Source organism: Tistrella sp., from assembly GCF_002684955.1.
In the GTDB taxonomy this organism is placed as follows: domain Bacteria; phylum Pseudomonadota; class Alphaproteobacteria; order Tistrellales; family Tistrellaceae; genus Tistrella; species Tistrella mobilis.
This window is the reverse complement of the sequence record NZ_NYWI01000058.1, coordinates 1-13,661: the sequence shown is the minus strand read 5'-3', so window position 1 is coordinate 13,661 and position 13,661 is coordinate 1. Positions and strand designations below refer to the sequence as shown.

The window sequence follows — 13,661 nt, the reverse complement described above, 5'->3', positions numbered from 1 at the left end:
TTTTAGGCGAATGCCCGTCGTGGCTCTTCAGTGCCCGATATATCGCCTGGGATATGGCTCAGCCGGCAAGCCCGATCTCGCGCAGCCGCTCCGCCAGATAGGCCGCAGCGGTTTTGTCTGCCGCAAGCCGCACCTCGGGGCGGGGGTGGATGAAGATCGGCATGGACTGGCGGGCGGTGTGGTCGCCCCGTGCCGGGTTGACCACCCGATGGGTGGTGGCGGGCAGATAGCCGGCGGTGGCGAGTGCCAGCATGTCGCCGCCATTGACCGCGATCATGCCGGCATCGCAGGGCACGGCATGCCAGCGGCCGGCGGTATCGCGCGCTTCCAGCCCCGGTTCCGAGCCCGCGACCAGCAGGGTGATCAGGTTGATGTCCTCATGCGCGGCGGCCCGGACGGCACCGGGCTCGGCATCCTCGCCGACCGGCGGGTAGTTCAGCACCCGGAACAGCGAGCGGTCGGAGCCGGCGACCATGGCGGGCAGCGGCTCCGACAGCCGGTCGCGGATCCCGGCCGGCAATTCCTCCTGGATCCAGCCGAGCAGGGTGGTACCCAGATCCGACAGCTGCCGATAGATTTCGCGGGTATCGTCTGCAACCCCTGGCGGCAGGGCCGTGTCGGGATAGACGTGGAAGAACTCCTTCAGATCCTTCACCGCCACCCCCTTCGCATTTTCCGACCGGAAGGGGAAATAGCCGCTCTGGCTGCCCGGGGCGCGGGTCCAGCGGTGTTTTGCGGGGTCGGCGAAGAACCGCGCCCAGCCGTCATGCAGCCGCCGGATCAGCGCCGCATCGATCGGATGGGCGCGGAGCACCGCAAAACCGGTATCGCGCAGAGAGGCGAGGAAGCGCGCCGGCGCCTGCGGGTCGGTCATATCGATGCTGTCGATGGCGAACATGGGCCAGCTCTCTTGGGCAGACGGGTCTTTTGGGCAGATGGGGCATATACCCTGGCTCTGGCCCGAACGCCCCCCGATCGCAAGCCGGAAAGTGACGGTCTCAGCGCGCCGCCACCACCGCCGCTGCCGCGATCATCAGGCTGCCGGCGCCCCGGTTCAGCGCGCGGATGCGGGCCGGGCGGTCCAGCAGGTTGCGGGCCTTCATGCCGATCAGCACATGGCCGCCCACCACCACCACCTCGACCGCGGCGATGATCGCCAGCAGCAGGGCGGTATCGGCCACCCCCAGCGGCCGCACGCCAAGCGCGCCCGGAAGAAGTGCCAGATAAAAAATCGGCATCTTCGGGTTGCTGACATTGAGCAGGAAGCCGGTGATGTACAGCCGGAACACCCCGCCCGAGGTCGCCCGCGGCTTGATCACGGGTGCGGCCCGCCACATGGAGATGCCCATCCAGACCAGATAGGCGGCCCCCAGATACTGCACGAAGGCCAGCTGTTCGTTCATGGCCTGGGCGAGCGCGTTGAAGCCGATCGCGGCCAGGATCACGAAGCCGAAAATGCTGGTCACCACCCCCGCACCATAGGCCAGGCCATGGGCCGGGCCGTCGGCCACGGTCTTCGACAGGATGGTGACGTTGTCGGGGCCGGGGCTGGCGGCGAACACGAAAAAGGCGATGGTGAAGGTCAGGATGGTCTGCAGATCCATGGCGCCCCTCCGTCAGATGGCCGTGGCGGTGGCTTCGGATGTCGCATCGAAGCGGAAATAGCCGCCGGGGGCGTAATCCGTCCCGACGGATTTATAGCGGCTTGCGGGGGCATCGAAGCCGAAATCGAGATAGTGCAGCAGGGCGTTGCGAACCTGGGGCGTGTCGATCGTCACCGGCGGCAGCGTCAGCTCCCGCCCCGGCCGGTCATGGGCCAGATGGCGGAAAATCCGATCGCGGATGCCGATGCCTTCGGGCATGCGGATCTTGGGCCGGTCGATCATGACATCGGCAATCTCGCCGCGAAAGGCCTCGCGCAGGATCCACTTCTCCACGCCGCCGCGCAGCTTCAGGTCGAACGGCAGGGCCATCGCGAAATCGACCAGCGCCCGGTCCAGAAACGGCACCCTGCATTCCACGGAATGGGTCATGCTGGCCCGGTCGGTGCGTTGCAGATCGGTGCGGTGCAGATTGCCCACCCGATAGGTGGTCAGGGCATAGGGGTCGGCGGCGGTGCGGAACATGTCGTAGCCGGCGAAGAGTTCGTCGGCGCCGTCGCCGGCGATCGCGACCTTGAAGCCGTTGGCCCGGACGGTGGCATGCACGGCGGACATCGAGATCATGTCCGAGATGTCGACCGGCTCGAAGAACTCGCCGTCGAAGATGGCACCCCGGATCCGCCGCGGGATCATCTCGGGCGCGAAACCGGTGACGATATGGCGGATGCCGCGCTCGGCGCAGAAGGCGCGGGCGAAGGCCAGATCCTCGCTGTCTTCGGTCCCCACCGAAAAGGCGGTGACGTCGGGGTGGTGGCGGGTCGCCAGGTGCAGCAGGATGGTGCTGTCCAGCCCGCCCGAGAAGATCACCGCCAGCGGCAGGTCGGTCTGCACCTGACGGCGGACGGCTGCATCCAGCAGGGCCCGGCAGCGGCCGACCGGGTCGGGCCCGATCACGGCCGGGTCGTGCGCCGCCTGAAAGCCGGCATAGCGGCTGATCCGGCCATCGGCCCAGACATGGCCGGGGGCAAGCTCGGTCACCCCGGCCATCAGGCCGATGAAGGCCTTGCGTTCCGATGCGAAGGCCACCCAGCCGCCGGCCGTGGCCATGTAGAGCGGTTTGATGCCCAGATGGTCGCGGGCGGCAAAACTGCTGCCGGTGGCGGGATCATGGATCACGAAGGCGAAGATGCCGTCCAGCCGGTCCACACAGGCCGGCCCCCAGGCGCCGAAGGCCGCCAGCACGGTTTCGGTGTCCGATGCGGTGCGGAAGTGATGGCCGCCGGCCTCGAGTTCCGCACGCAGCTCTTCATGGTTGTAAATTTCGCCATTCATCACGATCAGTCGGCCGCTTGCCGGGTCGACCACCGGCTGACGGCCATGGGCGCGGTCGACGATCGCCAGCCGGTTGGTGCCCATGGCGCCGCCCGCGCCCTGCGCCTCCCGGCCCTGCGCGCGCCGGCCCTGCACGCGCCGAACTGGCAGCAGCAGATGTTCGGCGAAGTTCCAGCTGTCGCCCCGATGGCGGAGCGCGCCCAGCATGCGCATCAGCGCCGCCGCCGGATCGACCGGCGGCGGCAGGTCGGGGGTGGCCGCCAGCGGCAGGATGGCTGCAATACCGCACATGGGCTCAGTCTCCTTCGCCGCCAGGCATGCTGCGGGTGCCGATGGCGACCAGCGCCGTGCGCGCCAGCCGCGCCGTCCAGCCATGGGCGGAGGGTGCAACCCGGATCGCGCCCAGCGTGTCGGGCAGGGCGGCGGCAATCCGGGCGCGGCGGCTGGCCGGCGTGTCGCCCGCACCCACCAGGTCGTACATCCGGTCCAGATGGTCGAGCAGGGCATCGCGCGCCGCTGCGGCGTCGGCACCGTGCAGGGTGAAGGGGTCGTCGATATCCATCACCCGCACGTCCCGGAAGCCGGCCGCGGTCAGCAGGCCGAACATTTCGCTTCGGGTGAAATGGCGGTGGGGATGGCCGGTGCGCGACCAGGGATGAACCACCCGGTCGAACCAGCGGGCGGTGCTGCCACCGGTTTCGAAATCATGCAGCACCAGCCGGCCGCCCGGGCGCAGGGTCCGGAAGGCCTCGGCCACGGCCGCGGGGCGGTCGTCGTCGCTCAGATGATGGCTGCCATAGGCGATCAGCACGCCGTCGAGCGCCCGGTCGCGGATCAGGCTGTGGGTGGCCGACTGGCGCAGCGCCGGCAGGCCGCGGGCCAGGCAGGCCTCCACCATCAGCCGCGACAGATCGGCCGACAGGATCACCGGTCCGGGGGCATCCAGCCCGGCTGCGAAACGGGCCAGCGTCCCATCCCCGCCCAGCACGTCCAGCAGCAGGGTGTCCGGCCCGGGGATCCGGTCGAAACCCGGCGAGAACAGGCGGAGCAGGGCCGCCATGCCCGGCGCGCGATTGTCGGTGGCGCGCTGGGCCTGGTTATAGGCGGCGCCGCGGCCGCCGGCGCCGGTTTCTTCGAATTCCCACGAGACCAGGTTCATCGCAGCCACCGCATCGCCAAGGGCCGAGGGGGGGGTGCGGGCCGGATCCAGCAGCCGGTCGAGCACGGGATGCCGGCTGCGGAGCCTTTCCAGCGCCTGGACGGCAGGCAGATCGTTCAGATAGAGCGGTTCGGCTATGACGGACTGATCGAAGGCCAGCATCGCGACACCATGTCGGTGACGGACGGCGTGGGGAGCCGCGGTCCGGAGATGAATTGATCTCCGGATGCTGTACCGTTTTCAACTTTTGATCAATATGGATTCAAAGATAGAAACGTTATGCGGAATATCCCCGGTCATCGAACCGGTCCCAGGCCGGCACCCCGGCGAAACGGGCGACCAGGAAGTCGATCAGCAGCCGCGACTTCGCCGCCAGATAGCGGTTGGGGGCATAGAGCGCGAAGATGTCGAGCGATGTGGGCGGATGGTCGGGCAGCACCACCGCCAGCCGGCCGGCGGCGATATCGGGGCCGGTGATGAAGCTGGGCAGCGCGGTGATCCCGTTGCCGGCAACCGCCGCCGCGCGCAGCACCTCGCCATTGTTGCAGCACATGGTGGCGTTGAGATCGGCGCGGATCGTGCCGCCGTCGGGGGTGGTGAGGGCCCATTTCTGAAGGCTGGTGCTGTGGCCATAGACCAGGCAGCGATGCCGGGCCAGATCCTCAGGGGTTTCGGGGGTGCCATGGGCGGCCAGATAGCCGGGGGCGGCGACCAGCAGCCGGCGGCAGGGGGCCAGCCTGCGGGCGATCAGGCTCGAATCCTCCAGCTGACCGATGCGGATGGTGACGTCGACCCCTTCCTCCAGCGGGTTCACGAACCGGTCCGACAGCACCATCTCGACCTTCAGATCGGGCCAGATCCCGGCGAAATCGGCGATCGCATCGCCCAGATGCAGGGTGCCGAACGACATGGGGGCGTTCAGCTTCAGCGTGCCGCGCGGCTGGTCGTGCAGCTGCGCCACCTGCAGTTCCGTCTCGTCGATCGCGGCCAGGATGTCCAGGCAGCGTTCGTAATAGGCCCGGCCGGCATGGGTGGGGCTCACCCTGCGGGTGGTGCGGTCCAGAAGCCGGGCACCCAGCAGATGTTCAAGCTCTGCCACCGCCTTGCTGACGGCGGATCGGGTGAGGCCAAGCTTGCGCCCGGCCTCGGCGAAACTGCCGGTCGTCACCACCCTGGTGAAGGCCTGCATCGCATCCAGCTTGTCCATGAAGGCCCTCGTCCGCCTGATCCCTCCCCATGGCATAGCATTTGGGGGCCGCCCCGGCGAGCGGATCAGCCCATGCCGAGCAGATGATAGATGCGTTTGGTATAGGCGCCGAATTCCGGCGTCGCCTTCATGTCCAGGGTTCGCGGATGGGGCAGGTCGATCGGGAAATGATCGGCCATCCGCGCGGGGCCGGCGGTCAGCACTGCGCATTGCGAGCCCAGGAACACCGCTTCCTGGATCGAATGGGTCACGAAGATGATGGTCTTGCGGCTCTCGCCCCAGATCCGCAGCATCTCCAGATTCATCTTCTCGCGGGTCAGTGCGTCCAGCGCACCGAAGGGTTCGTCCATCAGAATCAGCTTGGGGTCGTGGACCAGCGCCCGGGCGATGGCCGCGCGCTGCTGCATGCCGCCCGACAGCTCGTAAGGGTATTTGGTCTCGAAGCCCGACAGGCCGACCATGGCCAGCAGCTCGCGTGCCCGCGCCTCGGCCTCGCGCCGGGGCAGGCCCAGGATCTGCGCCGGCAGGATCACGTTCTGCAGGATGGTGCGCCATTTCAGCAGCAGGGCCTGCTGGAACACCATGCCGACATCGCGGCCGGGGGTGAAGGCAGAGCTGGCGTTGCCGATGCGGACCTCGCCCTCTTCGGCATCATGCAGCCCTGCCAGGATCTTGAGCAGCGTGCTCTTGCCGCAGCCCGAGGGGCCGACCAGCGAGACCATCTCGCCCTCGTTCACATCCATGGTCACATCCGACACCGCAACGAATTCGCGGGTGCCGGTGCGATAGACCTTGCGCACGCCCTTCAGCCGGATCAGCGGCTCGGGCGTGGTGTCGATGCGGGCGGCATTCATGGTCATGACAGCCAGCGCTCCAGGTTTTCGGCCACGAAGGCGTCGTCGGACAGATCGGCATGCATCCGGCACACCCGGTCGAGTTCCGCCGCCTGGCCCGGGCTCAGCCCTTCTTCCGGGTCCAGGCACCAGATGCCTTCCAGCAGGCCCTGGCGGCGCAGGATCTCGTGACAGCCGGCGATGCAGCCGTGGAAGTCGTTCGCGACGTCGAAGAAGGCGGCGTTGCAGTCGGTGACGCGCGAATCGAGCGCCAGCAGATCGGCCGGCACGTCGCCGCCACCTGCTGCCGCCTTCAGCCGTTCCAGCATCAGGACCGCCTGTCTTGTCCAGACCGACCAGTGGCCGAGCAGCCCGCCGCGGAAGCGCAGCGTCACGGGTGCCCCATCCCGCATCACCGTGAACGGGGTCAGCAGGTCGAGCACGATATGGTCGTCATTGCCGGTATAGAGCGTCACCCGATCTTCCGCCCGCGCCGCGACCACGCCGCGGATGACGTCGAGCGTGCGATAGCGGTTGAAGGGGGCGACCTTGATCGCGATGACATTGTCGATCGCCGCGAACCGCGACCAGAAATCGGCATCCAACGACATGCCGCCGACCGCAGGTTGCAGGTAGAAGCCGATCAGCGGGATCTCTTCCGCAACCCGGGCGCAATGGGCGATCAGCGCGTCGGTGTCCTGGCCCGCCATCGCCGCCAGGCTCAGCAGCCCGGCGTGATAGCCGAGGCCCACTGCCGTCTGCGCCTCGGCCACCGCCTGATCGGTGCGGCCGGCCAGCCCCGCCACCATCACCAGCGGCCGGTCGGTCCAGGCCTTTGCATCGGCCATGGCGGCACCCAGCACCGGTTCGTACAGCCCCACCTCGCGGATCGCGAACTGGGTGGGGTGCACGCCGACCGCCAGCCCGCCGACACCGGCATCGACGTAATAGCGGGTCAACGCCCGCTGGCGGCGCCGGTCGAAACGCCGGTCCCGGTCCAGCGCCAGCGGATGGGCGGGGATCGCGGTGCCGGTCCGGATCCGCTCCAGGATCTCCGGCGGCAGGGTCGAGCGGTGCAGGGTCATCGGACGTCATCCTCGAAGGAGGCCATTACCCGAATTCGGGGCCGGCGGCGGCATAAAGGTGGAGAGGGTTGCCAACAGGGGCCGGATGATGAAGCGCCATACGCAGGAACGGGCGGCGGGGCGTGAAGCCGCGGTCCCGCAGCTGGTCGGTGAGGCCGGCATGATGGTCGGCAAGATCGATGATCACCGGGCCCGAGACGGCTGCGATGGCCGCCTCGATCAGCCGTGCCGCCGTGCTTTCGTCCTCGGCGACCACCGGCCCGATCTGGGTGGCGACCCGGCCGGGGCGGCCCAGGGCGAAGCCGCTGCCGGTGTCCGCGATCAGCGCCGGGGCGCCGCTCGTGGCAAGCCGGGCCAGCAGCTCCGGGCGGGGGGCGCCAAGGGCCGCGGCATCGGCCCCGGCGATCCGCGGCAGGTCGGCGGGGCCGACGCTGCGCACGCCCCCGGCCGCCTGGCCGCCGCCGGTGCCGTCCCATCGGGTCAGGCCGAACCAGGGCAGGAAGCCGAGCGGGCGGTAGACCCGTTCCCCTGCCGGCGTTGCATCCAGCACCGGCAGCAGGCCCTGTGCGCGGCAATGGTCCAGGCAGACCTTCAGGATCTGCGTGCCGAGCCCGCCGCCCCGCCGGTCGTCCCGGACCAGCACCATGCCGATCCAGGCGACCTTTGGCCCATGGGCGATCACCGCGCCGGTTGCGACCGGTATTTCGCCCTCGGTGATGCCGAAGACGATGCCCGACCGGAAGAAGGTCATCCAGTCGGCCGCGGTCTGGTTCCAGCCGGCCGCGGTCGAGAGCGCCCGGCAGTCATCGAGGGCGTCGGGCGTAAGCGGCGCCGGCTCAGTAGGTGCCATCCCGCACCTCGAACCGGGTCGGCTTGCCGAAGGCCGGCCGTTCCGCCGCCACCCAGTCCGCCACCCAGTCGATCATCCGGTTGAGCGGCACCAGCGGGTAGCCGAACAGACCGGCCGCCTGGGCGGTGTTGGTCAGCCAGGCGGTCGGCGCCTCGGTGCCGGTGATCACCGCCTCGCGGCCCAGCCGTTCGGCGAAGGTGCGCGCCAGCCAGCGCACCGCGATCGTCTCGGGCCCCGAGACGTTGATCGGGCTGGTCGGATCGGTGCAATGGGCCAGGCAGCGCAGCGCCTGGGCATTGGCATCGCCCTGCCAGATGACGTTGACATGGCCCATGGTCACGTCGACCGGCTCGCCGTCGCGGACCTTGCGGGCCACGTCGAACAGCACGCCATAGCGCAGATCCACGGCATAGTTCAGCCGGAACAGCCGGCCGGGGGTGCCGTAGCGTTCCGAGAAATGGCCGAAGATCCGTTCGCGCCCGATGCACGAGAAGGCGTATTCGCCGGGCGGGTTCAGGATGCTGTCTTCGGTCGAACCCTGGCTCGACACGTCGACGAAGGGATAGACGCAGCCGGTGGAGAAGGCGACGATCCGGCTGTCGCGGAAATGCCCGGCCACCATCGACGGCACATGGACGTTCATCGCCCAGGTGAGATTGGCCGAGCCGGTGGCGCCGAACTTCCGGCCGGCCATGAACACCACATTGCGCAGCCGCGGCAGGGTGGCGATGGCGTCGGGATCCATCAGATCGCAGGCGATGGTCTCGACGCCATGGGCCTCCAGGCCGTCGCGCAGGCCCGGCTCGCTGAACCGGGCGACGCCGATCACGCGCTTGTCGGGGGCGGCATTTCGGGCGAGGCGGGCGAGCGTCGGGCCCATCTTGCCGCCGACGCCCAGCACCATGATGTCGCCGTCGATCGAGGCGAGGTCGGCGCCGAGCGCCCGCGACGGGCGGGTCAGGAAGTCGTCCAGCGCCTCGGGGCCGTCGAAACGGTCGGGGAAGGCGGCGTCATCGAGCCAGACGGTCATTTCATCCTCGCATCCTTGGGGAGGAACAGGTGTTCGGCGGCGAGCACCGCGAGATAGAGGGCGAGGCCGAGCAGGGTCAGCATCACCACCGCCATGAACATGGCGGGCGTGTCGAGCGAGGCCTGAACCTGGATCATCAGGTAGCCGAGGCCGCGTTCCGAGGCGATGAATTCGCCCACCACCGCGCCGGCCACGGCCAGGATCGCGGCCACCTTCATGCCCGAGAACAGATAGGGCAGGGCGCCCGGCAGCTGGATGTAGCGGAAGGCCTGCCAGCGCGAGCCCTTAAGCGAGCGCACCAGGTCGAGCAGGTCGGGCTCCACTTCCTTCAGGCCGCGCGCGGTGGTCAGCAGGATCGGGAAGAAGCAGAGCAGGAAGGTGATGAGGATGTTGGTGCCGATGCCATAGCTGAACCAGACGATCACCAGCGGCCCCAGCGCCACCTTGGGGATCATGTTCAGCGTCACCAGCAGCGGAAACACCAGCAGGGTCAGCGGTTTCGACCACGAGAAGGCGAGGGCGAGCGCCCCCCCCACCACCACCGACAGCGCATAGCCGCCGAAGATCTCGGCCGCGGTCACGGCGGTATTGCCCGGCCAGTCATAGCCTTCGCCGCCGAGTGTGGCGAGGACGGCCGCCGGGGACGGCAGGATGAAGGCGGGCAGGTCTGCCAGGCGAACCGTCAGCTCCCAGAGCGCGATCGCGCCCAGATGGACGGCGACGACCGCCGCCTGGCGCCGGCGTGCCGCCGCCCGTTCGGCCTTCACCTCGGCCGCCGCGCCCGCGCTGCGAGCGTCCTCCTCCACGAGGCTGGTCATGACATGGCATCCCTCTTCGAACGGCCCTGGTGAACGGGTGCCGGCCCGCGGACGGCCGGCGTCCGGTTCCCTCGGCCTCACCCTCCGGCCACAAAACAAGGCTAGGGCGGCCGGATTTCCGAGTCAACTAAACAGTTGACTTAATTTCACGCGGTCGCGCCCGCCACCGGCCGCAGGGCCGAGAGCACGAAATCGATGACATGGCGCCGCCGGCGAGAGACCTCGCGCGCCGAATCCAGGTTTGTATCAAAGATGGCGGAGAGGGTGTGATTGTTGGCAAAGAAGAAATAGGCAAGGCCTGCGATTGAGATATAGACGTTGATCGCATCCATATCGTCGCGGAACACGCCCTCGCGGGCGCCGCGGGTCAGGGTTTCCTCGATCATCACGATCAGGGGCGAATGCATCGCCTGGATCTGGGGCGAATCCTTGACATGCCGGGCCTCGTGGCGGTTCTCGTCGTTGAGCAGCGCGACCAGCTCGGGATGTTCGGCCAGATGGTCGAAGGAGAAGCCGACCAGCCGCTCCATCGCCGCCACCGCCGGCAGATCGGCCAGATGCAGGGCCTGTTCGCGTGCGCGGATTTCGCCATACACCTGTTCCAGCGCGGCGCGGAACAGGTCCTCCTTGTTGCCGAAATGATGATAAACCAACTGCTTGTTGACGCCGGCCCGCTGTGCGATCTCGTCGACCCGCGATCCGGCCAGGCCCTTGTCGGCGAATTCGGCGATCGCGGCGCCGAGCAGGGCGCGCCGTGTCGCCTCGGGATCGCGCTTCTGGCGAGCGGGGCGCTTGTCGTTCATCCGCGGGGAGTCGTTCATCGGGGCCACTTCCAAATTATCAACCAACCAGTTGATTTAACATTGCCCGGTCCCGGGGTGAAGCGCTAAGCTTTTCCGCGACAGGGCCGTAACGCCTTCCTTACCACAATGGAAGCGGCGGTGCCGATCAGGGAAAAGTCTGGCCTCACCGGGAAAAGTCAGGGAGTTGAAGGGCATGAAGATCACGGGGATCCGTGCTGCGGTGGCAGCGGCGATGGCCGCGACCGTCTGGGTGCAGCCGGCCGCGGCGGCGGAACAGGTCGATCTGGTGCTGAACTGGGTGCCGACCGCCGACCATTCGCCCTATTACTACGCCAGGGCCCAGGGCTGGTATGAAGAGTCCGGCATCGATCTCGACATCCAGACCGGCAAGGGCTCGGGCGTGTCGGCCCAGCGCGTCGGCGCCGGGGCGTCGAAGATCGGCATCGCCGACATGGCGACCGCCCTGCTGGCCAAGAGCAAGGGCGCCGACCTGACCGCGGTGATGGTGGTCTATGCCAACTCGCCGCAAGGTTTCTACTGGTTGAAGAGCCACGGCATCACCGGGCCCGCCGACTTTCCCGGCCACAAGATCGGCAACCCGCCGAGCGATGCCTCGCGGGTGATGTGGCCGGCCTTCGCGCAGAAGGTCGGGATCGATCCGGGCTCGGTCAGCTTCGTGAATGTCAGCCCGCAGGCCAAGATGGCCTCGCTCAAGAGCGGCGCGATCGACGTCACCACCGATTTCTATAACGAACACGATCTGAAGCTGCGCGAGTTCGGCGACGATCTGGGCTTCGTGGCCTGGCGCGATATCGGCATCAACCCCTATGGCAATGCGATCATCGTCAATGGCGATTTTCTGAAAGACAAGCCCGAGGTGGTGGAGGCCTTCACCCGGGTCAGCCAGCGCGCTTTCGCGGCCTGCGTCCAGGACGTCACCCCCTGCCTTCAGGCGCTACTCGCGGCCGCCTCGGGGCTGACCGAAGCCAACCAGCGCGACCAGTGGAACCGGGTGAAAGAGCTGATGCGCGACCCGACCACCACCGGCACGGCCCTCGGCGCCTTCGACCCCGAGCGGGTCGCGGCCGATTACAAGCTGGTCGAGACCTATTTCGGGATCGAGAAGCCCTTCGACGTGACCCGTGCCTATACCAACGACTTCCTGGACCCCGGGATCCGCATGACCGCGGAGTGAGTGGCCGGATTGTATCCATTTCAGACACAGTCCGGCCGAAACTGGCTGAATTGTGGGGTGGGGTGGTCGGATCTATCTTCCTCTCAACGGTCCCGCGGTGGACCTCCCGCAAGCAGGGGAACCAGGATCATGACCACCATCATCCGTCGTGCAGAAGACCGCGGCCATGTCGATTTCGGCTGGCTGAACAGCCATCACAGCTTCTCGTTCGGGCATTATTTCGACCCGAACCACATGGGCTTCGGCCCGCTGCGGGTGATCAACGACGACCGGGTCGCCCCGGCCGGCGGTTTCCCCACCCATCCGCATCGCGACATGGAGATCATCTCCTATGTGCTGGAGGGCGGGCTTGAGCATCGCGACAGCCTGGGCACCGGCTCGGTCATCCGCCCCGGCGACGTGCAGCGGATGACCGCCGGCACCGGCATCCGGCACAGCGAGTTCAACGCCTCGCGCACCGATCCGGTGCATTTCCTGCAGATCTGGATCATCCCCGAGGCCGAGGGTCTGGCCCCCGGCTACGAGCAGAAGACCTTTGCCGAGGCCGAGAAGACCGGCCGGCTGCGCCTGGTCGGCTCCCGCACCGGCCGCGAGGGCTCCATCACCATCCATCGCGATGTCGATCTCTATGCCGGCCTGCTGCCCGAGGGGGCGGCCGCCAGCCATGATCTGGCCCAGGGCCGCATCGCCTGGGTCCAGGTCGCCCGCGGCAGGGTGAAGCTGGGCGACGAGGTGCTGAAGGAAGGCGACGGCGCCGCCATCACCGGCGGCCGCATCGACCTCGCCGGGCTCGACGGCGCCGAGGTGCTGGTCTTCGACATGGCGGCGTGACGCCGGGCATATCATGGCGCCCGCTTCGGATCGCGCAATCCGGGGCGGGCGTCTTCTTGCGTATTGCGGGCCACGATCCGGACCGGGGGCTTCGAAAATCGGCCGCGACGGGTCATGAATGGAATTGAAGCGCGGCGACCCGGCTTACATAGTGTGGTATACCGTGCCCGCCGTCCCCCGGGGCCTGTCTCAGGGGCGGTACACAAGAAGCCCATATGCGCGCCGGTCTCCGCGCGCGCCGCGTCCTTGAGGATCCCCCATGCCCGCCTATCGTTCCCGCACCACCACCCATGGCCGCAACATGGCCGGCGCCCGCGGTCTGTGGCGCGCGACCGGTATGAAGGACGACGATTTCGGCAAGCCGATCATTGCCGTGGTCAACTCCTTCACCCAGTTCGTGCCGGGCCATGTGCACCTCAAGGATCTGGGGCAGATGGTGGCGCGCGAGATTGAAAGCGCGGGCGGCGTCGCCAAGGAATTCAACACCATTGCGGTCGATGACGGCATCGCCATGGGCCATGACGGCATGCTGTATTCGCTGCCCTCGCGCGAACTGATCGCCGACAGCGTCGAATACATGGTCAATGCCCATTGCGCCGATGCGATGGTCTGCATTTCCAACTGCGACAAGATCACCCCCGGCATGCTGATGGCGGCGCTGCGCCTCAACATCCCGGTGGTCTTCGTCTCGGGCGGGCCGATGGAGGCCGGCAAGGTGGTGCTGGGCGGCGAGAAGAAGGCGCTGGACCTGGTCGACGCCATGGTCGCCGCTGCCGACGACCGGATTTCGGAAGACGACGTCAAGGTCATCGAACGTTCGGCCTGCCCGACCTGCGGGTCGTGCTCGGGCATGTTCACCGCCAATTCGATGAACTGCCTGACCGAGGCGCTGGGCCTGTCGCTGCCGGGCAACGGCT

At 68.0% G+C, this 13,661-nt stretch carries 14 protein-coding genes; 3 read left to right on the top strand and 11 right to left on the bottom strand.

Annotated features, from left to right (window positions below; translation table 11 throughout):
• Positions 1 to 58: 58 nt before the first annotated feature.
• The 11 genes from CMO28_RS18360 to CMO28_RS18310 all read right to left on the bottom strand — a co-directional run bounded on the left by CMO28_RS18360 (position 59) and on the right by CMO28_RS18310 (position 10,736).
• A complete protein-coding gene (locus CMO28_RS18360; RefSeq protein WP_296715725.1) occupies positions 59 to 898 on the bottom strand; it encodes an isopenicillin N synthase family dioxygenase in 840 nt (279 codons plus the stop codon).
• A 100-nt stretch (positions 899 to 998) separates the two neighbouring features.
• The gene (locus tag CMO28_RS18355; RefSeq protein ID WP_296715724.1) at positions 999 to 1,604 is read right to left on the bottom strand and encodes a LysE family translocator; all 606 of its coding nucleotides are present in this window, start codon (positions 1,602 to 1,604) and stop codon (positions 999 to 1,001) included.
• A 12-nt stretch (positions 1,605 to 1,616) separates the two neighbouring features.
• The gene (locus tag CMO28_RS18350) at positions 1,617 to 3,224 is read right to left on the bottom strand and encodes an asparagine synthetase B family protein (RefSeq protein WP_296715723.1); all 1,608 of its coding nucleotides are present in this window, start codon (positions 3,222 to 3,224) and stop codon (positions 1,617 to 1,619) included.
• A 4-nt stretch (positions 3,225 to 3,228) separates the two neighbouring features.
• Positions 3,229 to 4,254, bottom strand: coding sequence for a class I SAM-dependent methyltransferase (locus CMO28_RS18345; RefSeq protein ID WP_296715722.1), 1,026 nt, complete (start codon positions 4,252 to 4,254; stop codon positions 3,229 to 3,231).
• A gap of 115 nt (positions 4,255 to 4,369) precedes the next feature.
• The gene (locus tag CMO28_RS18340) at positions 4,370 to 5,299 is read right to left on the bottom strand and encodes a LysR family transcriptional regulator (RefSeq protein WP_296715721.1); all 930 of its coding nucleotides are present in this window, start codon (positions 5,297 to 5,299) and stop codon (positions 4,370 to 4,372) included.
• A gap of 65 nt (positions 5,300 to 5,364) precedes the next feature.
• The gene (locus CMO28_RS18335) at positions 5,365 to 6,159 is read right to left on the bottom strand and encodes an ABC transporter ATP-binding protein (protein ID WP_296715720.1); all 795 of its coding nucleotides are present in this window, start codon (positions 6,157 to 6,159) and stop codon (positions 5,365 to 5,367) included.
• Positions 6,156 to 7,217 (bottom strand): dihydrodipicolinate synthase family protein, encoded by a 1,062-nt coding sequence (locus CMO28_RS18330; protein ID WP_296715719.1) that lies wholly within the window; start codon positions 7,215 to 7,217, stop codon positions 6,156 to 6,158. The genes CMO28_RS18335 and CMO28_RS18330 overlap by 4 nt, the downstream gene beginning before the upstream one ends.
• A 25-nt stretch (positions 7,218 to 7,242) precedes the next feature.
• A complete protein-coding gene (locus CMO28_RS18325) occupies positions 7,243 to 8,067 on the bottom strand; it encodes a GNAT family N-acetyltransferase (RefSeq protein WP_296715718.1) in 825 nt (274 codons plus the stop codon).
• Positions 8,054 to 9,097: an NAD-dependent epimerase/dehydratase family protein gene (locus CMO28_RS18320; protein ID WP_296715717.1), complete on the bottom strand. Its 1,044-nt coding sequence runs from the start codon at positions 9,095 to 9,097 to the stop codon at positions 8,054 to 8,056. The genes CMO28_RS18325 and CMO28_RS18320 overlap by 14 nt, the downstream gene beginning before the upstream one ends.
• Positions 9,094 to 9,915 carry an ABC transporter permease gene (locus CMO28_RS18315; RefSeq protein WP_296715716.1) on the bottom strand — a complete coding sequence of 274 codons (822 nt, stop codon included), beginning with the start codon at positions 9,913 to 9,915 and terminating at the stop codon, positions 9,094 to 9,096. The genes CMO28_RS18320 and CMO28_RS18315 overlap by 4 nt, the downstream gene beginning before the upstream one ends.
• 146 nt (positions 9,916 to 10,061) lie before the next feature.
• Positions 10,062 to 10,736: a TetR/AcrR family transcriptional regulator gene (locus CMO28_RS18310; RefSeq protein ID WP_296715715.1), complete on the bottom strand. Its 675-nt coding sequence runs from the start codon at positions 10,734 to 10,736 to the stop codon at positions 10,062 to 10,064.
• A gap of 175 nt (positions 10,737 to 10,911) precedes the next feature.
• Between CMO28_RS18310 and CMO28_RS18305 the strand changes: the two genes are divergently transcribed.
• The 3 genes from CMO28_RS18305 to CMO28_RS18295 form a co-directional block, all read left to right on the top strand.
• Positions 10,912 to 11,913 (top strand): ABC transporter substrate-binding protein, encoded by a 1,002-nt coding sequence (locus tag CMO28_RS18305; RefSeq protein WP_296715714.1) that lies wholly within the window; start codon positions 10,912 to 10,914, stop codon positions 11,911 to 11,913.
• A gap of 129 nt (positions 11,914 to 12,042) precedes the next feature.
• Complete coding sequence (locus CMO28_RS18300) at positions 12,043 to 12,744, top strand: pirin family protein (RefSeq protein WP_062764156.1); 702 nt, start codon at positions 12,043 to 12,045, stop codon at positions 12,742 to 12,744.
• Positions 12,745 to 13,003: 259 nt separating this feature from the next.
• Positions 13,004 to 13,661, top strand: a 658-nt coding sequence (locus CMO28_RS18295) for a dihydroxy-acid dehydratase (protein ID WP_296715713.1), incomplete at its 3' end; no start/stop codon positions are given.

Coding starts and splice junctions, on each gene's coding strand:
- CMO28_RS18360 (WP_296715725.1), bottom strand. CDS start 898: ATGTTCGCCATCGACAGCATCGATATGACCGACCCGCAGGCGCCGGCG.
- CMO28_RS18355 (WP_296715724.1), bottom strand. CDS start 1,604: ATGGATCTGCAGACCATCCTGACCTTCACCATCGCCTTTTTCGTGTTC.
- CMO28_RS18350 (WP_296715723.1), bottom strand. CDS start 3,224: ATGTGCGGTATTGCAGCCATCCTGCCGCTGGCGGCCACCCCCGACCTG.
- CMO28_RS18345 (WP_296715722.1), bottom strand. CDS start 4,254: ATGCTGGCCTTCGATCAGTCCGTCATAGCCGAACCGCTCTATCTGAAC.
- CMO28_RS18340 (WP_296715721.1), bottom strand. CDS start 5,299: ATGGACAAGCTGGATGCGATGCAGGCCTTCACCAGGGTGGTGACGACC.
- CMO28_RS18335 (WP_296715720.1), bottom strand. CDS start 6,159: ATGACCATGAATGCCGCCCGCATCGACACCACGCCCGAGCCGCTGATC.
- CMO28_RS18330 (WP_296715719.1), bottom strand. CDS start 7,217: ATGACCCTGCACCGCTCGACCCTGCCGCCGGAGATCCTGGAGCGGATC.
- CMO28_RS18325 (WP_296715718.1), bottom strand. CDS start 8,067: ATGGCACCTACTGAGCCGGCGCCGCTTACGCCCGACGCCCTCGATGAC.
- CMO28_RS18320 (WP_296715717.1), bottom strand. CDS start 9,097: ATGACCGTCTGGCTCGATGACGCCGCCTTCCCCGACCGTTTCGACGGC.
- CMO28_RS18315 (WP_296715716.1), bottom strand. CDS start 9,915: ATGACCAGCCTCGTGGAGGAGGACGCTCGCAGCGCGGGCGCGGCGGCC.
- CMO28_RS18310 (WP_296715715.1), bottom strand. CDS start 10,736: ATGAACGACTCCCCGCGGATGAACGACAAGCGCCCCGCTCGCCAGAAG.
- CMO28_RS18305 (WP_296715714.1), top strand. CDS start 10,912: ATGAAGATCACGGGGATCCGTGCTGCGGTGGCAGCGGCGATGGCCGCG.
- CMO28_RS18300 (WP_062764156.1), top strand. CDS start 12,043: ATGACCACCATCATCCGTCGTGCAGAAGACCGCGGCCATGTCGATTTC.